This is a genomic window from Tenacibaculum sp. TB-53, from assembly GCF_059716285.2.
The window spans coordinates 301,360-323,749 of record NZ_CM202790.1 but is presented as its reverse complement, the minus strand read 5'-3'; the positions used below and the strand labels follow the sequence as shown (position 1 = coordinate 323,749).

19 protein-coding genes and 1 pseudogene are annotated in these 22,390 nt (G+C 32.1%); 6 read left to right on the top strand and 14 right to left on the bottom strand.

Going from position 1 to position 22,390, the window contains the following annotated elements; genetic code table 11:
* Nucleotides 1–169: 169 nt before the first annotated feature.
* The 6 genes from folE to nadC all read right to left on the bottom strand — a co-directional run bounded on the left by folE (nucleotide 170) and on the right by nadC (nucleotide 7,097).
* A complete protein-coding gene (gene folE, locus AC3VJB_RS01470; protein ID WP_047790480.1) occupies nucleotides 170–862 on the bottom strand; it encodes a GTP cyclohydrolase I FolE in 693 nt (230 codons plus the stop codon).
* Nucleotides 863–909: 47 nt separating this feature from the next.
* Nucleotides 910–2,274: a histidine--tRNA ligase gene (gene hisS, locus AC3VJB_RS01465; RefSeq protein ID WP_497666658.1), complete on the bottom strand. Its 1,365-nt coding sequence runs from the start codon at nucleotides 2,272–2,274 to the stop codon at nucleotides 910–912.
* A 171-nt stretch (nucleotides 2,275–2,445) separates the two neighbouring features.
* Entirely contained in the window at nucleotides 2,446–3,381 is a 936-nt protein-coding gene (locus AC3VJB_RS01460; protein WP_497666657.1) for a YihY/virulence factor BrkB family protein, read from the bottom strand.
* Between the two features lie 99 nt (nucleotides 3,382–3,480).
* Entirely contained in the window at nucleotides 3,481–4,050 is a 570-nt protein-coding gene (locus AC3VJB_RS01455; protein WP_497666656.1) for a pentapeptide repeat-containing protein, read from the bottom strand.
* Complete coding sequence (locus AC3VJB_RS01450) at nucleotides 4,051–6,153, bottom strand: M3 family metallopeptidase (RefSeq protein ID WP_497666655.1); 2,103 nt, start codon at nucleotides 6,151–6,153, stop codon at nucleotides 4,051–4,053.
* An 83-nt stretch (nucleotides 6,154–6,236) separates the two neighbouring features.
* Complete coding sequence (gene nadC / locus AC3VJB_RS01445; RefSeq protein WP_073184794.1) at nucleotides 6,237–7,097, bottom strand: carboxylating nicotinate-nucleotide diphosphorylase; 861 nt, start codon at nucleotides 7,095–7,097, stop codon at nucleotides 6,237–6,239.
* Between the two features lie 625 nt (nucleotides 7,098–7,722).
* Between nadC and AC3VJB_RS01440 the strand changes: the two genes are divergently transcribed.
* From AC3VJB_RS01440 to AC3VJB_RS01415, 6 genes are all read left to right on the top strand, one after another.
* A complete protein-coding gene (locus AC3VJB_RS01440; protein WP_047790487.1) occupies nucleotides 7,723–7,950 on the top strand; it encodes a hypothetical protein in 228 nt (75 codons plus the stop codon).
* Nucleotides 7,951–8,020: 70 nt separating this feature from the next.
* Entirely contained in the window at nucleotides 8,021–9,541 is a 1,521-nt protein-coding gene (locus AC3VJB_RS01435; protein ID WP_073184792.1) for a TlpA family protein disulfide reductase, read from the top strand.
* A 380-nt stretch (nucleotides 9,542–9,921) separates the two neighbouring features.
* Complete coding sequence (locus AC3VJB_RS01430; RefSeq protein ID WP_125343691.1) at nucleotides 9,922–10,509, top strand: 2OG-Fe(II) oxygenase; 588 nt, start codon at nucleotides 9,922–9,924, stop codon at nucleotides 10,507–10,509.
* A 118-nt stretch (nucleotides 10,510–10,627) separates the two neighbouring features.
* On the top strand, nucleotides 10,628–11,014 hold the full coding sequence (locus AC3VJB_RS01425) for a hypothetical protein (protein ID WP_047790490.1): 387 nt from the start codon (nucleotides 10,628–10,630) through the stop codon (nucleotides 11,012–11,014).
* A 115-nt stretch (nucleotides 11,015–11,129) separates the two neighbouring features.
* A complete protein-coding gene (locus AC3VJB_RS01420) occupies nucleotides 11,130–12,329 on the top strand; it encodes a PD-(D/E)XK nuclease family protein (protein WP_047790491.1) in 1,200 nt (399 codons plus the stop codon).
* Nucleotides 12,330–12,458: 129 nt separating this feature from the next.
* Nucleotides 12,459–13,358 carry a hypothetical protein gene (locus tag AC3VJB_RS01415; protein ID WP_047790492.1) on the top strand — a complete coding sequence of 300 codons (900 nt, stop codon included), beginning with the start codon at nucleotides 12,459–12,461 and terminating at the stop codon, nucleotides 13,356–13,358.
* A gap of 40 nt (nucleotides 13,359–13,398) precedes the next feature.
* On the opposite strand, the pseudogene AC3VJB_RS01410 reads toward AC3VJB_RS01415, so the two are convergent.
* The 8 genes and pseudogenes from AC3VJB_RS01410 to AC3VJB_RS01375 form a co-directional block, all read right to left on the bottom strand.
* A pseudogene (locus AC3VJB_RS01410) lies at nucleotides 13,399–13,503 on the bottom strand (IS110 family transposase); the annotation flags it as partial.
* Nucleotides 13,504–13,556: 53 nt separating this feature from the next.
* Entirely contained in the window at nucleotides 13,557–14,114 is a 558-nt protein-coding gene (locus AC3VJB_RS01405; protein WP_240627209.1) for a GNAT family N-acetyltransferase, read from the bottom strand.
* Nucleotides 14,115–14,120: 6 nt separating this feature from the next.
* Nucleotides 14,121–14,951: a prohibitin family protein gene (locus AC3VJB_RS01400; protein WP_047790493.1), complete on the bottom strand. Its 831-nt coding sequence runs from the start codon at nucleotides 14,949–14,951 to the stop codon at nucleotides 14,121–14,123.
* 36 nt (nucleotides 14,952–14,987) lie between these two features.
* On the bottom strand, nucleotides 14,988–15,890 hold the full coding sequence (locus tag AC3VJB_RS01395; RefSeq protein WP_167714149.1) for a cation diffusion facilitator family transporter: 903 nt from the start codon (nucleotides 15,888–15,890) through the stop codon (nucleotides 14,988–14,990).
* An 87-nt stretch (nucleotides 15,891–15,977) separates the two neighbouring features.
* Nucleotides 15,978–17,171, bottom strand: coding sequence for an efflux RND transporter periplasmic adaptor subunit (locus tag AC3VJB_RS01390; RefSeq protein WP_497666654.1), 1,194 nt, complete (start codon nucleotides 17,169–17,171; stop codon nucleotides 15,978–15,980).
* Between the two features lie 10 nt (nucleotides 17,172–17,181).
* Nucleotides 17,182–21,492: a CusA/CzcA family heavy metal efflux RND transporter gene (locus AC3VJB_RS01385; protein ID WP_497666653.1), complete on the bottom strand. Its 4,311-nt coding sequence runs from the start codon at nucleotides 21,490–21,492 to the stop codon at nucleotides 17,182–17,184.
* Nucleotides 21,493–21,613: 121 nt separating this feature from the next.
* Nucleotides 21,614–21,952 (bottom strand): hypothetical protein, encoded by a 339-nt coding sequence (locus AC3VJB_RS01380; protein ID WP_159494602.1) that lies wholly within the window; start codon nucleotides 21,950–21,952, stop codon nucleotides 21,614–21,616.
* Between the two features lie 33 nt (nucleotides 21,953–21,985).
* Nucleotides 21,986–22,384 carry an acyl-CoA thioesterase gene (locus tag AC3VJB_RS01375; protein ID WP_047790498.1) on the bottom strand — a complete coding sequence of 133 codons (399 nt, stop codon included), beginning with the start codon at nucleotides 22,382–22,384 and terminating at the stop codon, nucleotides 21,986–21,988.
* Nucleotides 22,385–22,390 lie beyond the last annotated feature (6 nt).

Genomic DNA, 22,390 nt, shown 5'->3' with positions numbered 1-22,390 from the left:
CTAAACGTAAATAACACTGTATTTCAACTAGTTAAAAACTAATTTAGGTATAGATAAAAACAAAAAACTCTCAACCTTAGTTGAGAGTTCTCTTGTTATACTTTTTTACTAGAAGTAAAAAAAGCTCATTCTAAAGAATGAGCTTTGTAATTTATTTACAACTTATTTTCTATTGAAAATCAGTGTTTAATTTTATGTAATCTAAGAATTCACGCTTGGTTTCTTTGTTTTTAAATGCTCCACCAAACTCAGCAGTTACTGTACTGCTTTCAATATCTTTAATTCCTCGTGAGTTAACGCATAAATGTTTAGCATCTATAACACAAGCAACATCTTGCGTTCCTAATGCTTCTTGCATAGCTTGTACTACTTGCATTGTTAAACGCTCTTGTACTTGCGGACGCTTAGCGTAATACTCTACAATACGATTCATCTTAGATAAACCGATTACTTTACCATTTGAAATATACGCCACATGTGCTCTACCAATAATTGGTAATAAATGATGCTCACATGTTGAATATACAATAATGTTTTTTTCAACTAACATTTCACCATACTTGTATGTATTGTCAAATGTTGATGCCTTTGGTTTGTTTTTTGGGTTTAAACCCATAAACAACTCATTTACGAAAGCTTTTGCAACTCTTTTAGGGGTACCTTGCATGCTATCGTCTGTTAAGTCCATTCCTAGAGTTTCAAGAATTTCTTTAACACTTTCTTGAATTCTTTCTATTTTTTCGTCGTCAGAAATATCGAAAGCATCTGCACGTAAAGGTGTTTTAGCCGACGTAGCAATGTGGTTCTCTCCTATTTCGTCAATTCTATCGTCATTCATTTTGTTGTTGTTCACTTCAAACATTTCTATCTAAAATTAGTAGGGCGCAAATTTACAACATTGTTGGTAATTTACTGCACTTTATTTATCAATTCGTCTAAAGAACAAGTAGTTTGCTCTCCTGTAGACATATTTTTAACAACAAGCGTACCGTTTTCAACAGTTGTAACTACAAACTCTATTTCTCTATTTGTAGCATACTTCCATTGCTTTTTTTGCTGGTTGTTACTGCTTGCCACATCTGGATACATTTCTGACTTAATATTGTTCTGTCTTAATGCTTTTATGGCTTTTATTTTATCTAAACTCTCGTTTTCGTCAAAGTTTAAGAACAATACTTTAGGTTTTGGTAATTCTACTGCTTCAAACAGTCCTAATTCTTCCATCACCAAGTAAATTCTATCCAACCCGAAAGATATTCCTACTCCAGAAACATCTTTTAAACCGAAAATACCTGTCAGATCGTCATAACGACCTCCACCACCAATAGAACCCATTTTTACACCTTCAGGTGCTGCTACTTCATAAATAGCTCCTGTGTAATAGTTCAATCCTCTAGCTAAGGTTACATCTAATTCTAAGCTTGCTGAATCTAGCCCAATACTTTCTACATTATCAACCACAGTTCTTAAATCAGCTACACCTTGTAATCCTTCTTCCGATTCTTGTAACATAGCCTCTAAAGAAGCTAACTTATCTTGATTACTTCCTGAAAAATTAAATAACGGATCAACTTTTTCTATCGCTTCTACAGAAATTCCTTTCTCCAACATCTCCTTAACCACACCGTCTTTTCCTATTTTATCTAACTTATCTAAAGCCACTGTAAAATCAATCAACTTGTCTGATGCTCCAATTACCTCAGCTATTCCAGATAAGATTTTTCGGTTATTGATTTTGATAGTCGTACCATTTAACCCTAACTTACTAAAAACGGTATCATATAATTGCACAAACTCAACTTCTTGCCATAGTGAAGTACTTCCTACCACATCGGCATCACATTGATAAAACTCGCGGAAACGTCCTTTTTGAGGTCTATCAGCTCTCCAAACTGGTTGAATTTGGTAGCGCTTAAACGGAAACGTAATTTCGTTTTGGTGTTGTACTACGTAACGTGCAAACGGTACTGTTAAGTCGTAACGTAAGGCTTTTTCAGAAATTTTCGACGTAACTTTTTGACTGTCTTTATCTGCCAATAAGTTTTCATCTACTTTCTTTAAATAATCACCAGAATTCAAGATTTTAAAAATCAATCGATCCCCTTCTTCTCCATATTTTCCCATTAATGTAGAAGAGTTTTCAAAACTTGGCGTTTCAATAGGTTGAAATCCGAAATTTTCAAACGAATGTTTAATCGTATTAAAAATATAGTTTCTCTTTGCTACTTCCGTTGATGAAAAATCTCTTGTTCCTTTTGGGATTCCTGGTTTCATTTTATTAGTTTTTAGTCGTTAGTCCTTAGCTGTTTGCCCTAAGTTGTACTAAGCATTAACGTATAATTATGATTTTTTCAATTAGGAGTTAATTGACAATTCGTAATTAAAAATTCGTAATTTGTTTTGCGTTTTAGCCTGCAAATATCCGAAAAAATATGAAGAAAAATGTTATTTAGCTCTCGCTTTATTTTTGCGTTTTAAACGATAAATTGTAGCGTTTAACTCAAAACCTAAGAGTAGAATAATGGCGTTTAACCACACAAAAAGCATTAAAATTAACAGCGTACCAATTGAACCATATAGTTGGTTATATTGCGCAAACTTTACTACATAAATTCCAAATAAATAAAAAGTAAACATAGATACTACGGTAGTTAAAATAGCTCCTGGTGAAAAGAATTTCACTTCTTTTCCTTGTTTGGTTCCGTATCTAAAAAGTAGGGATACAATGGTAAAAATCATCACTAAAAACAAGAAACCTCTTCCGTAGTAAAACAAATCTAAATCTCCTGTGTTTAGCCATCCAAACTTATGGATTCTTGTTAACGCTACTTGATAAAAAATAATCAGCGTTACGGTAACTATTAAGAAAAAAGACATGAGTAATGACACCCCTAAAGAAACAACATAAGCTCTAAAAACGCTTCTCATTTCTTTTACATGATAAGAATATTCAAACCCACCAAATATGGCATTTACACCATTTGTCATTAAAAAAATAGACGCTAAAAAACCGAATGATAACAATCCTCCGTACTGATTGTTAATAATATCTTTTATCACAAAATCTACCGCTTCAAAGGTTTTTGGTGGTAACGCCTCTTGCATTAAAGAGAGTAGTCCGTCTTGGAATCCATCAATTGGGATGTATGGGATAAGCGTTAAAATGAATAATAAGAATGGAAAGATTGCCATAAAGAAACTAAAAGCAATACCTCCTGCCCTTGTTGTTAATGCTCCTTTTACAATACCTATAACATACATTTCGAGTACATCATACAAAGACATTCCTTCTAACCCCGGAATTTTAATTTTCTTTCCAAAGGCTACGAGCCAGTTAATTACTGGAATTTTCTCAAGGTTTTCTTCTATCTGTTTAGTCATTTTTGTTAGCTGCTGGCTTTTGGCTCTATGCTATTAGCTTTTAATTTTTCGTTTTTCACTTTCAACTTTGCATCTTTCAAACTTTTTCACTTTCAAATTTTACTCCACCACAATATCATACTTATACAATAACCCTATTATGTTTTCATTGGAAAATTTTGCTTTTTTAACCCTATTATTTTCAGGGTCGATTGCAAAATTAGTGGCAGTTGTAAGATCTGCTTTTTCTAAATTCGTCTGATCAAAAATTGCTCCTTTTAAATCACAATCTTTAAAGAGCCCCCTACTTAAGTCAGCTTCAACAAAATCTACTTCTTGCAAATTACAACTTATAAATTTTGTAGTAGGAATTTTTAATTGGTAAAAAGAAGATAAGTTTAGTTGGCAGTTATGAAAGCTCATTTCTAGCAAAAAGTTGTTGCATTCATTAAACTTTACCCCAACCATTTTACAATTTTCAAAAGTGCAATCTTTAAAAAAAGTGTGGTTTACCACTGTATTGCTAAAATTACAGTTGATAAACTCACACTCTAAAAATTCAATATTTGAAGCATGTACGTTCTCGAAATTGCAATTCTCGAACGTACAGCTGTCATATTCTCCTTTGTTGATTTTTGTTAGTGTAAAATCAACTTTTGTAAATGTTTCGTTGTCAAAGAAATCATTCATTTATTGTAATCCTCTCGCTTTTAACATTGGTTCAGCTTGTGGATCTCTTCCTGCAAAAACTTTATACATTTCTGCATAGTCCATCGTGTTTCCTTTCGACAAGATTTGTTCTCTAAACTTCTGACCATTTTCTCTGGTTAACAATCCGTTGTTTTTAAACCAATCGTAGGCATCATGACTTAACATTTCTGTCCATAAATACGAGTAGTATCCTGCAGCGTATCCTCCACTAAAAATATGTGCGAAATAGGTTGAACGGTATCTTGGTGGCACCTCATCAATCTTTAACTTCATTTTAGCTAATGCCTCTTCTTCAAATTTAGCTACATCTTCAATGTTTGTATCTGCTGATATGGTGTGCCATTGCATATCTAAATTAGAAGATGCTAAGTTTTCAATAATTGAATATCCTTGATTGAACGTTCCTGCATTCTTAATTTTTTGTAATAACGCATCTGGAATTACTTCTCCTGTTTTATAATGTAATGCGTAGTTATTTAATACCTCTGGATGAGTTGCCCAGTTTTCATTGAACTGCGATGGAAATTCTACAAAGTCTCTTGCAGTACTTGTTCCTGAAATTGATGCATATTTTTGATTTCCGAATAAACCGTGTAACGCATGTCCGAACTCATGGAAGGTAGTTTCTACATTATCAAAACTGATTAATGCTGGTTCTCCTTCTGCTGGTTTTGGGTAATTACAAACGTTGTAAATTACTGGTTTTTGACCTCTTAATTTCGATTGCTTTACAAAAGCTCCCATCCACGCGCCACCGCGCTTACTATCTCTTGCAAAGAAGTCTCCGTAGAACAATCCTAACTTGCTTCCGTCTTCTTCAAAGATTTCATACACTACTACATCTGGATGATAGGTAGGAATATCGGTACGCTTTTTAAAGGTGATTCCGTATAATTTTGTAGCCGCATAAAACACACCTTTTTCTAATACGTTGGTTAACTCAAAATATGGTTTTACCTCATCTTCGTTTAAGTTGTATTTAGACTTACGTACTTTTTCTGCAAAATGATTCCAGTCGTATGGAGCTAAAGTAAAGTCGTTTCCTTCTTTATTGATTTCTGCTTGAATTTCTTTCGTTTCAGCAGCTACTTTTGATAACGACCCCGGAATTAATCCGTTGAACATTTCAAATACTTTATCTGGTGTAGATGCCATTGTTCCTTGTAAACTCCAGCTTGCAAAGTTGTCAAAACCTAAGATTTGTGCTTTTTTAGCACGTAACGAAGCCATTTTCTTTACTAAATCGCTTGTGTTATACTCACCTGCATCAGTTCTGTGAATTGATTTTTCAAACAATTCTTTACGAACTTCTCTATTTTCTAAAGCTTGTAATAAAGGTTGTTGTGTGGTATTAATCAGTTGGATTTCGTATTTACCATCTTTCTCTAAACCTTTAATTGTTTCTTCTGAAAGTCCTTTTAACTGTTCTTTATCGGTAACCGTTAAACCTCCTTTTTTACTCGCGTCTAGTAACTTTTTTCCGAAGTCGTTAGATAAACTTGCTAATTCTGCATTGATTTCTTTTAACTCGTTTTTCTTTTCTTCAGATAAGTTAGCTCCTGCTTTTACAAACTTTTTATACTGTTCTTTAACCAAGTGTTTAGATTCAGCATCCAATTCTAGATTCTCTAAATTATCGTGTACCGCTTTTATTTTTTCAAACAACTTAGTGTTTAATAAAATTTCATCGTTGTGTTTAGAAAACTTAGGTGCTAATTCTTTTTGATTGTCTTTAATTGTATCGTTTGTATGTGCTCCTGCTAAAGCATAAAAAACAGCCGTAGCATTATCTAACGTTTTGCTACTTTCTTCAAGTGCAACAATTGTATTTTCAAATGTTGGCGCTTCTGTATTTGCTATAATTTTAGCTATTTCTTCATTTTGAACTTCCATACCTTTTAAAATTGCAGGCATAAAATGTTCGTTCTTTATTTTAGTAAAATCTGGTGCTCCAAAGTCTAAAGAACTTTTTACTAATAATGGATTTTCTACCATGTTTGAAGTGGTTTCTTTTTTAGTTTGCTCTGTTTTACACGACATCGCTACTACTAGCGTTGCTATGAGTAATAGTTGTTTTTTCATTGGTTTGTTTTTTAGTATTTAAACAAAGTGAACGTAATTACCTGTTAAGATTACTTCGTTTCACTCGTAATGACGATTCTTAATTAATCAACAGCTTTTAAGCTTAAATCCATATTGTATACCGAATGTGTTAAGGCTCCAGACGAAATAAAATCAACCCCACACTCTGCGTATTCTCTAATGGTTTTTTCATTGATTCCTCCAGAAGATTCTGTTAAACATTGCTCTCCTATCATAGCTACCGCCTTACGGGTATCTTCATAGTTAAAGTTGTCTATCAAAATTCTGTACACACCTTCGTTTTGTAAAATCTCTTCGATTTCTTCTAGGCTACGTGCTTCTACAATTATTTTAATATCCAATCCTTTTTCTGCTAAGTACTTTTTGGTTTTGGTAATTGCTTGTGTAATTCCGCCAGCAAAATCGATGTGATTGTCTTTAATCATTACCATATCGTATAAAGCAAATCGGTGGTTTTCTCCGCCTCCTATTTTTACCGCCCATTTTTCCAAAGCACGAATTCCTGGTGTTGTTTTACGGGTATCTAACACCTTGGTTTTGGTTCCTTCTAACAAATTGGCAAAAAACTTAGTTTTGGTTGCAATAGCACTCATACGTTGCATTGCGTTTAGTACCAAACGTTCTGCCATTAAAATAGACTGTGACTTTCCTGATACATAAAAAACAATATCTCCGTACTTTACGGGTGAACCATCATTAATCAACGTTTCAACTTTTAAATCGGCATCTACATAGTTAAACACCATTTTAGCAAATTCTACTCCCGCTATTATACCTTCGTCTTTTACTAATAGTTTTGCTTTTCCTGTTGCATCGGCAGGGATGCATGATAATGATGTATGGTCTCCATCTCCTATATCTTCTCTAATAGCATTTGCTATAATTAAATCTAACTCTTTATTAAATTGTTCTTGTGAAATCATAGTATTGAATTGTTGAGGTAAAAATACAATTATTTTTAGTTCTCTGTTTTGAGTTTACTGCTTATTGTTGTGTAATTTTTACCGTTTCTTTACTAACAAAATTCTAAACCTGTTACAGGTTGTTTTTCACTTTCTACTACTTTGTGTGTATGGTATGTGTTTGGTTTATTTTTAGCGTATTATCTTACACTTTTTACATCGTACATTTTGATGAAATTTTGTTAATTCGAGTGAATTTTACTATTGAAATGAGTAATATTTGTATCGAGAAAAAGAGTTATAACGCTTAAATTAGTTCTCGATACTACTTTTGTTTTTTTATAATTTTAAAACATACAGTAACGTCTGTAAATTGAGCCGCCCTTTCCAACAACACGCTAAAAAACTAACAATCAAGCATTAAAAACAAACACATAAGGAAAAACCTTACTTTTTTTACGGTTTTTTTTAAAAAAAAAATATTTTTATAAGATACCTTTGAAAAGATTTTTCCTTTACGGATTCCACTCTTTTAAAAAACACAATTGATTTTAAACTTTTAATTATAATATTATTTCGCGAAGGATAGACACAAAGGTGAGTGTCTTTAATAGTTCACCCAAAAAATAATTTATAAAATTTTATTATGCTAAACAAAATTGTTAATCTAAATGGAGTTACAATACTTAACAGGAAAGAACTTCACAGTATTGCTGGTTCAACTTGTAGAATTGCAGTAAGAAATGAAGATGGTTCTTTTAGACATTGGTCTGCAAAAGTTTATTCGGTAGAAGAAGCCCAATCTGCTTATCAACTTCAGCAAGAGTATAACGATGGTAGCTATGCTTCTGGGTATTGTTGTGCCTCTTGCTAAAAAGAACACAGTTTAAACTAATTTAAAGGAAAGGTTAAAAAAACCTTTCCTTTAATAATTAAAATTAAAAATGACGCTGATAAAACCTATTTCACTTGTGCTTTTTACTTTATTATTCTTCTCTTGTACCAGTAAAAAAAATAATGAAACTCCTAAACCTTTAAATGAATTAATTGTTTGCATAGAAAACTATTCTAATAATCAAATTGCATTAAGAAAAGAATCTAGTTATCAAAACATTGATAAAAGTCTCTATACATCAAAAAAGAAGATAGATACTATTAATATAAAATTAAATAAAGGTGAATTTATTTATTTAAGTCATAAAAAAATTGTTCCCGATACTCTCTTTTTAGGTAAAGGTGACAGCATAAAGATTAAAGCTTATGAAGACAGAATAGAATATATTGTTAACTCCTACAACCAAAATAACAAACGATTTAAAGAAGTTTCACAAAAATTAAAGCAAGATAGCATCTATCAAAGCTTCAAAAAACAAATAGATTCCTTAACTAATATCTTTTATTCTATAAACCACAATAAAAGGCCGATGATTGGTAATAATGATTATCAAAAATTTGTTAGCTATCCTGTAAAAGTAAACAGAGGTATATATCCTTCTAAACATGAAGAAGAAAAAATTCTTTTTAAACTATTGAACAAACTTTACTTGTATAAAATTGATTTTTTTAAAAAACAAGAGCTACCTAATGATTTAAAAGAGCATTTAAGATATAAGTCTTTAATAGAATATAACAATAAATTAAAATTATTCTATCGTTATTTCAAATCAAAAGCTGCTAAAGGCAAACTCAATTCAACCATTTTTATAAACGACAGCCTTCTTTTAAACCCCTATTCCAAAACATTAATGCTTTCTTTCTTAAGAAAGAATGTAATTAAATCTAAACCTACCTATACTCGCTCAAGACAATACATTAACTATGTAGAGGCTTTTGATAATGCTCCTTTATATTTTAATGACTCACTTACAAAATATGCTCGGTTTTTAAGTATTGAAGCTATGATTAATTTTGGAGAATCTTTTAATGTTACTAGATCAAAATTTAATGAATTTAAAAACAAATACCAAGATGACAGATTAAATACTATTCTGGAAGACAAGTATTTACTTGATATTGATATATTTGAAAATATTAAGAATGATGTAAAACTTATAAATCATAATCAAGAAATAAGTTCTTTGAATGATTTAATAAAAAACAACAACGGTAATTACATATTTATCGATTTTTGGGCTAGTTGGTGTTTCCCATGTAGGGAATCTATGCCGGACTATCAAAAGGTGATACATAAATTTTCAAAAGAAAAAATCACTTTCCTTTACCTTTCTATTGACAAAAATAAAGACAGCTGGTTGAGCGCTGTAAAAACTGAAAATATGGAAAGTTATCAGCATAGTTATATGGTGCTAAATCAAGAGAGTGCAAACTTTTTAAAATCAATTAAATTGGTTAATATTCCAAGATATATACTTCTTGATAAACAAGGAAAAATCCTTCATGAAAATGCTCCTGGTCCTAAAGGTGATGAATTAACTGTTTTTTTGAATAAATACCTAAGTAAGTAATATTAAACCTAAACATATAAAAGTAAAAACCGAACATTTTAGTTCGGTTTTTTTAATAACTAAATATCAAAACCTTGCATGCATTATTCTTAAGGAAAAGAACTATACCCTTTAAATTAGTTCTCAATAGTTCTACTGAGCGAAGTCGATGTATGATTTTCGTCCCTCAAAATCACTCGAACTGACAGTTTTCCATATTTCTGTCTCTAAAAGCATCAACTGGTTGGACACTCTTGATTTATTTTCTTGCTTTTACGACTGTTTTTTACTCCTTCTTGTTTGTTTTTTATATTTTGCTATCTAAATACTAACTGAATTTTAAAACGTACGTGTTGTAAAGATTAAGAAATCTTCTTTCACCTTATAACTACTCTTATATCATGGCTATAAACTATCCTTTTGGTCTTCCGTTAAAACATAATTTTGCTGAGTTTGTACACTACAACGGTTTATTTCTTCCGCATGAAACTGATAGAATTTTGAATTTATGGAATGAGAATCAAAAAATTAAGGCTACACTTAGCGGATCTGACACTTATGATGATGAACTTAGAAAAAGCGATGTAATGTTTATTGAAAATACGCCTGAAACTGAATGGATTTACAACCGATTGGCGGGTTTGGCTATTCAGTGTAATAACGAACGGTATTGGTTTGATTTGTTGGGCTTTCATAACAATTTGCAATTGGCTAGCTATACTGAGGGTGACTTTTTTGATTGGCATTTGGATTTTGGTGCGGGTGAAATTTCTGATAGAAAACTGAGTATTTCCATGCAATTATCTGACCCTGATGAGTATGAGGGCGGTGATTTACAGTTTATGCTGAATCAAAAAATTGTAAGTGCTCCTAGAGAGAAAGGTACCATCATTGTTTTTCCTTCTTTTATGATGCATCGCGTAACTCCTATTACCAAAGGGGTTCGTAAATCTATTGTGGGTTGGGTTGCGGGGCCTCCGTATAGATAGTGATTAGTTTTTAGTTTTTAATGCTTAGTTATTAGTTGTTAAGAGTTCGTGATTTATTTCTATATAAAGTTCTTATGGTGTTACGGCAGTTGCCTTTGATAAAAAGGTCTATGCCGTAGTGTTAGCGGAGTATGCCGTGATATCAGCGACCTATGCCGCGGTGTCTTCGGAGCACGCCGTGATATCAGCGACCCGTGCCGTGGTGTCAACGGAGCACGCCGTGATATTAGCGACCCGTGCCGTAGTGTCTGCGGAGCACGCCGTGATATTAGCGACCCGTGCCGTGGTGTCAACGGAGCATGCCGTGATATCAGCGACCCATGCCGCGATGTCTTCGGAGCATGCCGTGATATCAGCGACCCGTGCCGTGGTGTCTTCGGAGCACGCCGTGATATTAGCGACCCATGCCGTGGTGTCAGCGACCCATGCTGGAGACTATTCAATAAAGTGTGTCAACTTGGTTAAAGTTCCTCCTATTATTCAAGAGGGAAGACAACCCTATTAGACTTCGTTTGCAATCCCGATAAAAAAGTTGCGCATATCCTACCATAAAAAGAATATATAACTAACTTTGTTATGTATGTAAACTAGTTGGGTGTAAGCTAAAAAAACAGATAATAATGAACAATTTAGAACTCTTAGAATTTAGTAAAATATTAAATCGTTATTATCTAATTGAATCTGAAAAATTACCATATCAAATTAATTTAATTGATGAATTAAAATCAAACGAAAATTCTCATAGTAGAATTTTTCTAAAGTTTATTAGTTATAAATCTGAAAACCAATATCCTTTTTTACAGTCATTCTTAAATTATTTAGGAGGTAATTATGCAAAAATTAAAGTTGTTGAACCAAAATTTTCGGTAGAAAAAGATAGAATAGATGTCTTGATATTAGATGATCTAGGAAGATATGCAATAATAATTGAAAATAAAATAAATGGAGCTATTGACCAAAATGAACAAATCGAAAGATATGTTAACAAAGTCAAAGGAAAATCATACGGAATCGAACAAATATATGTTTTATATTTAACAGAAAAAGGAGGAAGTCCAAGTGAAAAAAGTAAAAGTTTACCTAAAAAATTAAAAAAAGAACTGGATAGTAGATATTTAGAAATAAATTTCAAAGAACATATTTTAAACTGGTTAGAGAATTATGCTTTACCTTTTTGTAGAGTAAAAGATAAATTACTAATAAGTGCCTTAGAACAATATATTGATTATCTAAAAGGATTATTTAATAATAGAGAAATTGAAAAAGAATTGAATTTAGAAATGAAAGAAATAATAAAAGAAAAACTCAAATTAAACATAAATAATCTAAAGAAAATTGAGAAAACAAACAAAGAACTTAAAGATATAAACCGATTAAGTAATTATTTATTAGAGATAAAAAATGAATCTTTTATTGATTTATTTAAAGAATGGAAAAATAAATTAAGTCAAAAAGAAGGAGAAATAACAACTAATATTACTTTTGGAAATACAGTAAATGAAAATTCAATTCCTAGATTTTTAGTTCTCGGATATAAATTAATAATTAATGAAAAAGAGTGTATTTGTGGAATTGGAATGGACGACTTAAATTCCTTGCCTTATTTTGGTTTAACTTGTAGAAGTATAGGTAAAGAACTTAAAGAAAAATCTATTACCGAAACAATACAAAAAGAATTTGGAGAATTTAAATCATCTCCTAGGTGGTATTATTATAAAACAACTTCTCTTGATAAAATCTTTACTGAATTCATTGAGTTTTATAATAAAATTGAGAAATTAATAGATAAGCCTACACCCAACAAAGACGTGTATAATTAATGACTAGTTCTCGCCTACTTACGAAAACCTTCGACGGATTTTCTATTCGGTTTTTATTTGCTAAATTACGTGCAAAACCACGCAACAAACCATATACAAACACGTTAGGGCAAATTTGAGAAAAACCTAGTGACTTTAATCATATGTCGTCAAATAAAAGAAAAGATTTACATCGTATCTGATTCAAAAGTTACGGATAAAAATGCTGTACGAAATAATCCACTTACTGGAAATCTGAAATCATTAATCTTGAATCCATATTTGAGTTTAAGTTTTGCAGGAAACATACACTATGCTGAAAAAATACTTGAATTATTCTACTCGAATAGAATCGCAAACTTACAGCAATTAGTACTTCAGTGTTTAAAAGCAAATATCGAATCAAACAATGAAACTGATTTTATAATTGCTTCGCTTGAAAATGGAAATCGGATAGTAATCAAGATTTCGGACAAAACTGCTCAACAAAATCAACAAAATGCTTGGATAGGAAATCAATTGGCTTTTAATAAGTTTCAAGAATATTATCATACTTCAGATTCAGATAAAAAAGAATCTTCTAAAATTAATAAAGCGTTTAAATCTGTAATTGAAAACGAAGGAATTGAGGATGTTGCTGATTTTTGCTTATCAATAGAAACGGTTTACCAAGAAAGCATAAAAAAACATTGCTTCATTTACGAAATGAGTGCTGAAGTATCTTTTCGACCTGGAACAATAACAATTTCAAAAGGCAAACAAAGTCAAATTATCCCATTTGGTGGACCTGAAAAAGGTGCATTTCTTGCTTTATATATGAGGTCATTTAACCTTCTTAAGCCAGCAATTGCAATACACTTTCCAGAAGGAAAATTTGGAGTTCTGTTTTGTCCAGCTATTAACTTAAATAAAGCAGAGATAATTAAAGAGGCTGATGGAGAAAAATTTATGGATATAATATTTGAAAAATATGGAATAAATTTAGAAGGACTTGTTGCAGAAAATGGAAATAGATTAACGATGAAAATGAATAAAAAAAACTTGCCCTAACAAAGAACTGAGGTAAAAAACAAGTAAATTTTATACTTTTTTAAACCAACGTACTTTTATAATTTGCGTCATAAGGCAAACCACTTTTTACTATTGCAAAAGCCTGTTTTAGTAGCTTATTACACACCGCTATTAAAGCAAGTTTTTACCTAAAAAATAATAGATAGAAATATCACTAATAACTTAGTATAATTTAGTTCACCCATCGTTCTTTAATTTGCTATACACCTCTAAGTCTGTAAAAACATTTCCTGTTAGTAGCTCTCCATCTCTTTCAACTCCTTCCAATTTAAAGCCTAACCGCTTAGGTATGTTTTTACTAGGCGTATTTCCTACAGCACATTTTATTTGAATTCTATTCATTTGTAATTTCGTAAAGGCAAAATTGCATAACTCATTTACTGATTTTGTCATAATACCTTTACCTTGTTCCTTTTCAGAAAGCCAATAACCTATTTCTGTTTTTTTATTAAGAATGTCTGTATCTTTTAGACCAATCAGCCCTATAAACTCGTCTTGTTTTCTAATTGTAAAAGTATATTCTAACTTTTCTTCAGGAACATTAACGACCGAGTTTACAAAGCTTTCGGTATCCTTTAATTCTTTCGTGTAGGCTACAAATGGCAGCCATTTACCTAAGTAGGTTCTTTCTTTATTAATTATTCTGAAAATATCAGCGGCATCATGCAACTCAAGCTCTTTTAACTCTATACCAGAACCTACTTTTAAAATCCTTTTTTCTTTTTTATAAATCACAAAAAACTACTGATTCCCTAAAATAATTGGCATTCCACTTTTACCAGAACCAATAATAACAACTTTGCTGTTAGTAGAATTAGCTAACCTGTTTGTAGCTTCAATACCTTTATCTTGTAAAATTTTATCTGTTAACGATGCACTTAAAATTCTATTGGCGTCAGCTTTACCTTTTGCTTCAATAATTTGCTTTTCTGCTTCTTTTTGAGCTGTTACTAATCTAAACTCATATTCTAAAGACTCTTGCTCTTGTTTTAATTTTCGTTCAATTGCTTCTTTAATAGTTGATGGCAAGGTTACATCTCTAACTAAAATTTCATTTAACTGAACATACTGTTTTTCTAATATTTTTTTTGTCTCTATAAATATTTCGTCTTGAATAGCATCTCTTTTACTAGAATATAACTGCTCTGGTGTATAACGCCCAACTACACTACGCGCTGCTGAACGAATTGCTGGCTGAATTACACGTTGTAAATAATTTTCACCTAGTGTTTGATGTAAGTTTCCTAAATCTTTATAAACTGGTTGGTACCAAGCGGATGCATCTATTTGAATTTCTAATCCATTAGACGATAATACTTTCATTTTTTCAAAAAGCTCTTGCTGTCTTACCTCATATACATGTACTTTATTCCAAGGAGCAACTACATGAAAACCTTCTCCTAATGGTGGCTCATCTGTTACAACTCCTCCTCCAAACGTTTTATACAATACTCCTGCCTCTCCTGAATTTATTGTTACCGTAGATTTTGCTATAAAAATTATCAAAACTATGGCTACAGGAATTAGCAATCCAAATTTCGGAAACTTTAACTCTACTTGATTTCTTGTCATTTTTTATATGTTTTATACTCAAATGTACAATTAAATTTATGAACCACAGTTTTCATAATCGCATTCTTGTGATGTAAATTCAAGTTCAAGAGTAATATGTTCTAAATGAAAATCATCATGCAAAACCTGTTTAATTTCTTGTTTTATTTCATGGCTTTTTTCCCAAGACATTTCTTTTTCTTCTAGTACTAAATGGGCTGTAAACACGTTGTATTCCCCATCCATAGTCCATAAATGACAATCATGAATGCTCTTTACACCTTTCATAGAAACTATTCTTTGTTGAATTTCTTCTACAGAAATATTTTCAGGAGTTCCTTGTAATATAACTCTAAGACTCTCTTTTATGTTTTTATACACATTATACAGTACAAAACCAGCAATAGCGATAGATAAAACAGGATCTAATACTGGTACATCCCAAAACTGCATTACAATACTTGCAATCAATACTACTCCCCAGCCTAACACATCTTCTAATAAATGTAATGAAACTACTCGTTCGTTAATTGAAGTTCCTTTTTTTAATTTTAATACAGCTGCTCCATTAACTATAATTCCTAAAACAGCTAACCACATCATGCCTTTGGCATCTGCGCTTTCTGGATTGATAATTCGAGGAATTGCTTCTTTAATAATAAACACTGAACCTATTACTAATACTATCGAATTGATAATAGCACCTAAAAGAGAAAATCGTTTATACCCGTAAGAATACTTCTTGTTTGCCTTTTTTGTCGATTTTTTTTGAAAATACCAAGATAGCCCTAAACTTAAGCTATCGCCTAAATCATGCAGTGCATCTGACATAATAGCCAAACTATTGGTATAAAAGCCTCCAATAAATTCAATAATTGTAAAAGCGAGATTAAGAAAAAAAGCTACAGCTATATTCCCTGTAGAGTTTCCATGTGAATGATGGTGATGGTTGTGTCCCATGTTTTTATAAATTGACTTTAAATGTATAAAAAAGATGCATTACAACTAAACAAGCGATTATGGATTAAATAATCGCTTGTTGTTTTGTTAATGGGCATGACCTTCCATTCCGCCTGCCATTTGTAATAGTTTTCCTTTTAAAAAGTGTGCTCCTTTAGTTACAATAGTTACGTTGTAATTATCTTCTTGAATTGTTTTTATTGCTACAAATCCATTATCCGAACCTCCAAAAGTTACCTCAACAGGTATAAATTCATCTGCTGACTTTTTAACAAAAACAAAGTTCTCTCCTTCATTTTCTATGACTGCTTCTTCAGGAATTGCATACACTTCCTCTCCTCCTAACAAAATCTGAGCATTGATAAACATTCCTGCTTTTAATCGATTTTGCTCGTCTTCAAAATGTCCATGTACATTTACCGTTTTCGTTTGATCGTTTACTTTCTGACTAATCAATTTTATATACCCTCTATAAACTATATCTATTCCAGATGGTTGAAATTCGAACTCATCTCCCTTCTTTATTTTAGTTATGTCTGTTCCAAAAACATTTAACTCCGCATGCATATGATCATTATCTATTATTTCCATCATCTCCGAGTTAGCTGCTAAAAACATTCCTTTGTTTAAATTATTCTCCACAACATAACCAGAAATCGGAGCCTTTACATACACATATTGTTGGATCCCATTAGCTGCAACTGTAGTAGGTGATAATCCTGCCATTTTTAATTGTGCTACATAGCTATTCGCTAAACTTTTTGCAGATCGATAACTTCCTTCTGCTATTTGAAATGATTTTTTTGAGGTAATATCATTTTCTAACAACATTTTCTTTCTTTCATAATCTGCCTTAGCTACTTTTAACTTATTTATCGCTTCAAGATACGCATACTGTAGCTCTATAAAGTTAGGATGCTGTAATACTGCTACTGTTTGTCCTTTTTTCACCTTATCACCAGGCAACAAATCTGTTTTATAAACAAACGCTTCTAAAGGCGCATATATAGTGGCTTTGCTTTGTGGTGGCACCTCTATCGTTCCTGTTACTGCTACTTTTTCTCTAATCTTTCTTTTTTCGATTGTAGCTGTCTCTATTTTAGCTGTCACGATTTGTTGTTGAGTTAAATGAATTCCATTTTCATTATGATCTTCATCGTTCGTTACATTTTGTGTTGTTTTTTCTGCTGTTGCATGATCGTGGTCTGAATGATCTTCTTTTATTGAGTTACAACTAACAACAATAATGATAGTTACTAATACTATTACTAATTTTTTCATGTCTATATTTTTATTCTTTTATATAAAACTCGTAGGCTATTACTGTTTGGTTAAAATTATTAACCAGTGATAAATAGTTTTGCATTACCTGAAAATAAGCGGTAAAACTCTGATTATATTGGTAGGCATCAATCTCTCCTACTTTATAAGCTAGTGCTAGCTTTTTTATAAACTTTTGCGCTTGTGTAACTGTTGAGTGAATACTTACCAACTCTTCATTTAAATACGTAAGCTGTTCTTGTAAGCTTTTATAATTATTCTGAATTACCATAGCTCTATTATTATTTTCATAAGCTATTTCTTCTTGTATAATTTTTTGCTCTTTTATTTTTGCATTATTAGACCAAAAAGAAAGTGGAATATTTACTCCTACATTAAAACCTGTATAGCTGTTCTCATTTCCTGTTTTTCTATTAATTACACCAGCTGTTAATGCTGGAAAATAAGTTGATTTTGCTACAGATACACCTTTAGCCGCTACCTTATTTTGTTGCTCTAAACTTTTGATAAAGTCTTTTGACAACGAATCTTTTTGAATTAAAAAGTCCTTTTTTTGAGGTAGTTTTTCAAGCGGTTGTATCAAATAATCAATTTGTAATAATTGCTTTAATTCATTTTCTACTTGAATGAAATCTTTGTATACTTTATTCTTTTGTGACTGTACTCCTAACGATTGTAAAGAGGTTAAATCGTTTTCTAATCCTCCTATTTCTCCAGATGCATGCAACTTATCAGCTATTTCTTTTATTTGATTGGTACTAAGCTGTTGCTCTTCCATTAGCGATAACAATCCATATAAGTAATTCCACTGTTGGTATAAACTTCTAGCCTTTCTTACTGTTTCTTTCTTTGTTATATTATTATTAATCGTTGCTAAATTATTTTTCTCTTTAGCCAACTTCTTTTTTTGAATATGCGTTAAAATAGAACCGAAACTCTGATTAACAGACCATTCTTTTTCCGCTATGCCATTGGCTACACCAACATCTTGGTATTGAACTGTTGTTGGATTCAATTCAATCGCTTTACCAATTCCAGCTTTCGATTTTTCAATTGCTAACGTTGATTTTTTCATCAATACTGATTTTTGCAACGCCAATTCAATAACTTGTTGTTCTGTTAACTTTTGGGGCACTTCTTGTGCTTGAACTCCAAAAACTCCAATTGCAAATACTACTACAGTTACTATACTCTTTTTCATTTTTAAGTTGACTTTCTTTTCAAAAAGCATATACAACACAGGTAAAATAAGTAAGGTTAATAAAGTTGCAGACACCAATCCTCCAATTACTACGGTAGCTAAAGGCTTTTGTACCTCTGCTCCTGCTGAGGATGATAATGCCATAGGTAAAAACCCTAATGAAGCTACAGCTGCGGTCATAATAACAGGACGCAAACGCACCGAAGTTCCTCTTTTCACAATTTCAGTAAGGTCTGATACTCCAATGGCCTTTAAACGATTAAACTCAGCAATTAAAACGATTCCATTTAACACCGCTACACCAAATAAGGCTATAAAACCTACTCCTGCTGAAATTGAAAAAGGCATCCCTCGTAACCACAACGCGAAAATTCCACCAATAGCAGACATCGGTATGGCAGTAAATATCAATACACTTTGTTTAATAGATTTAAATGTAAAATACAATAACAAAAAGATGAGTAATAACGCTACTGGCACTGCAACGCCTAATCTGGCACGAGCCTCTTCTAAATTTTTAAAAGTTCCTCCATACGTAATATAATATCCCGGATCGAATGTTATTTTATCTGAAACTTTGCTTTTTAATTCGTTTACAATACTAGCTACATCACGTCCTCTTACATTAAAACCAACTGTTATTCTACGCTTAGCATCATCTCTTTGAATTTGGTTAGGCCCTGTTTTAAAATCTACTGATGCTACAGCTGTTAACGGAATTTGTGCCCCGGTTGCAGTTGTAATGTATAGTTTACGAATATCTTCTATACTAGCTCTTCTGTTTTTTGCTAAACGCACTACCAAATCGTAACGCTTTTCACCTTCATACACTGATCCTGCACTTTGACCTGCAAAAGCTGCATTAACAGTCGTATTTACATCTTCAATGTTGAGTCCATAATAGGCTAACTGACTTCTGTTATACTCAATTACAATTTGCTGTAATCCCGTCATTTTTTCAACATACACATCTTCTGCTCCTGCTACATCTGGAATAATTCTACTTAACTGATTGGCATATTTTACCAATCTGTCTAAATCTTCTCCATAAATCTTAAGTACAACATCTTGTCTAGCACCTGTCATCAACTCATTAAATCGCATTTGAATAGGCTGTTGAAATCCAAAAGAAACACCTAGCATGTTTTCATCCAACAATTGTTGCATCTTTTCTGTCAGTTCATTCTTGGTGCTAGCTTTTGTCCATTCCTCTTTTTCTTTTAAAATAATAATGATGTCTGAAGCCTCTATTGGCATAGGGTCTGTAGGAATTTCAGAAGAACCTATTCTACTAACTATTTGCTCTATTTCGTCTGGAAACTCCTTTATTAACAGCGCTGATGCTTGGTTGGAAACATCAATAGTATACGACAGCGAACTTCCTGTTGATACAGTAGTTTGTACTGCCAAATCTCCTTCATCCAAAGAAGGAATAAACTCTGATCCCATTTTAGAAAAAGTGACTAAACTGAGTATAAAAATAGCTACTGAGCCTATTACTACTTTTATTTTATGAGTTAACACAAAGTTGAGTATTGGGGTGTATACATTTTGTATCGCTGTTATAATTTTATCTGAAATATTCTTCTTGTTATTGATTGTTTTCTTTAAAAACAACGAACTCATCATAGGTACATAAGTAAGCGATAGTAAAAAGGCTCCTAAAATTGCAAAACTTACGGTTAATGCCATTGGTTTAAACATTTTTCCTTCAATACCTACCAAGGCAAGAATTGGTAAGTACACAATAAGGATAATGATTTCTCCAAAAGCCGCACTTGTTCTTATTTTTGAAGCCGACTCATACACTTCATCATCCATTTGATTTTGGGTTAATTGCGTTCCTGATTTTTTTAACCCTAAGTGATGTAGTGTTGCTTCTACAATAATTACAGAACCGTCTACAATAATACCAAAGTCAATTGCTCCTAAACTCATTAAGTTTCCAGAAACGCCAAACACGTTCATTAAACTAATAGCAAACAGCATTGCTAACGGGATAACCGACGCTACAATTAACCCCGCTCGTAAGTTTCCTAACAGCAACACCAAAATAAAAATGACAATTAAAGCCCCTTCAATAAGGTTGGTTGATACCGTTTTTATGGCTTTATCTACTAATTTAGTTCTATCTAAAAAAGGTTTTATGGCAACTCCTTCTGGCAAACTTTTTTCTATTTGTGCTATTCTTTCTTTTACATTCTCAATCACTTTTGAAGAATTGGCTCCTTTTAACATCATAACAATAGCACCTACCACTTCTCCGTCAGTATTTCTTGTCATTGCGCCATATCGTACCGCATGCCCTAACTGAACTTTCCCTATATCTTTCATCAGTATAGGTGTTCCGTTTATATTGTTTTTTATGACAATATTCTGAATGTCTTCTGGAGTTTTTATCAACCCTTCACTTCTAATAAAATACGCTTTAGGATTTTTATCTATATATGCTCCCCCTGTATTTTGATTGTTTTTAGATAGTGCCTCAAAAACCTCATTTATACTAACATTTAACGATTGCAAGCGTTCTGGCTCAATAGCTACTTCATATTGCTTTAAAAAGCCTCCGAAGCTACTTACATCAGCCACCCCTTCAATTCCTAAGAGTTGGCGACGAACAATCCAATCTTGAATAGAGCGTAACTCCATTGCATCGTATTGTTTTTCGTATCCTTCTTTGGTATATAACGTATATTGATAAATTTCACCCAATCCTGTGGTCACTGGTGCCATTTCTGGTGTTCCTACTCCATCAGGAATTTGATTTTTGGCTTCTATCAACCGTTCACTAATTTGTTGACGCGCCCAATAAATATCGGTACTTTCTTTAAAAACGATTGTAACGACACTTAATCCAAATCGAGAGAAAGAACGAATTTCTTCGATATCTGGAATGTTTGACATGGTAATTTCTATAGGAAACGTCACTAAACGTTCTATATCTTGGGCTGATTGTGAAGGTGCTGATGTTATTATTTGCACCTGATTATTGGTAATATCTGGTACAGCATCAATAGGTAATTGTTTTAGAGAGTAAATTCCCCAGCCTATTAATGCCACAACCAATGCTCCAATAATCAATTTATTTTTAATTGAAAATTTGATAATGTTATCTAACATTTTGTATTGATTTAATTCTAGTGTAACATAATTTCTACCGGTTATTATTAAATAATCGGTACAACAGCTTGTAGTTCTTGTTTACACAAGAGCTACTACTGTTAGTAATAGTAAAATAGAATTAAGACTTAGGTGGCTGGAAAATAGCCGATAAGTATGAATTATAATAGGTGTTTCTATAGAAGTTAATACGGTTTCTTACTTCTAAGAAAATAGGAATATTATAACTATAGTCAGTCGGAATAAAATCTGCTGTAATTGTAATTACGTTACAATGATGGTGGTGTTCTTTGTTTTTTTCTTCTTCTGTATCATTTTCATGATGTTCATCTTGATGCAAAGTATTAAAACTTTCAACATGAACCTCAGTTTCGCTTTCAAAAACAATAGCATCTACATGTGCTTCTAAAGGAGGCACAATTAACAGTAAAGTTAATAATATGATGATGCTTTTTTTCACTAATCTAGTTTAGAGTTACAAAATTATAAAATTTTATGAACCTTCTTTATCCAATCTGTCTTTAACGTATTCAATTTTTGTTTTACCATGCGCAAAAGGGCTTCCTTCTTCATCCAAACTTACCATAACAATTTTATCAATTGCGATAATTGTTTTTCGAGTTATTTTGTTACGAACCTCACAGCTTAAGGTAATAGATGTTGTTCCAAACTTTACTACATCAATTCCTATTTCAACAATATCTCCTTGCTTTGCTGAACTAACAAAATTTATTTCAGACATAAACTTGGTTACTGTTTTGGGAATTTCTAATTGAATAATAGCATATAACGCTACTTCTTCATCAATCCATTGTAACAATCGTCCTCCGAAAAGTGTTCCGTTAGGGTTTAAATCTTCTGGTTTTACCCATTTACGTGTGTGAAATCTCATAGTTAT

Coding starts and splice junctions, on each gene's coding strand:
- AC3VJB_RS01435 (WP_073184792.1), top strand. CDS start 8,021: ATGACGCTGATAAAACCTATTTCACTTGTGCTTTTTACTTTATTATTC.
- folE (WP_047790480.1), bottom strand. CDS start 862: ATGTTTGAAGTGAACAACAACAAAATGAATGACGATAGAATTGACGAA.
- AC3VJB_RS01460 (WP_497666657.1), bottom strand. CDS start 3,381: ATGACTAAACAGATAGAAGAAAACCTTGAGAAAATTCCAGTAATTAAC.
- AC3VJB_RS01420 (WP_047790491.1), top strand. CDS start 11,130: ATGAACAATTTAGAACTCTTAGAATTTAGTAAAATATTAAATCGTTAT.
- nadC (WP_073184794.1), bottom strand. CDS start 7,097: ATGATTTCACAAGAACAATTTAATAAAGAGTTAGATTTAATTATAGCA.
- AC3VJB_RS01400 (WP_047790493.1), bottom strand. CDS start 14,951: ATGACAAGAAATCAAGTAGAGTTAAAGTTTCCGAAATTTGGATTGCTA.
- AC3VJB_RS01375 (WP_047790498.1), bottom strand. CDS start 22,384: ATGAGATTTCACACACGTAAATGGGTAAAACCAGAAGATTTAAACCCT.
- AC3VJB_RS01390 (WP_497666654.1), bottom strand. CDS start 17,171: ATGAAAAAATTAGTAATAGTATTAGTAACTATCATTATTGTTGTTAGT.
- AC3VJB_RS01455 (WP_497666656.1), bottom strand. CDS start 4,050: ATGAATGATTTCTTTGACAACGAAACATTTACAAAAGTTGATTTTACA.
- AC3VJB_RS01440 (WP_047790487.1), top strand. CDS start 7,723: ATGCTAAACAAAATTGTTAATCTAAATGGAGTTACAATACTTAACAGG.
- hisS (WP_497666658.1), bottom strand. CDS start 2,274: ATGAAACCAGGAATCCCAAAAGGAACAAGAGATTTTTCATCAACGGAA.
- AC3VJB_RS01385 (WP_497666653.1), bottom strand. CDS start 21,492: ATGTTAGATAACATTATCAAATTTTCAATTAAAAATAAATTGATTATT.
- AC3VJB_RS01450 (WP_497666655.1), bottom strand. CDS start 6,153: ATGAAAAAACAACTATTACTCATAGCAACGCTAGTAGTAGCGATGTCG.
- AC3VJB_RS01395 (WP_167714149.1), bottom strand. CDS start 15,890: ATGGGACACAACCATCACCATCATTCACATGGAAACTCTACAGGGAAT.
- AC3VJB_RS01430 (WP_125343691.1), top strand. CDS start 9,922: ATGGCTATAAACTATCCTTTTGGTCTTCCGTTAAAACATAATTTTGCT.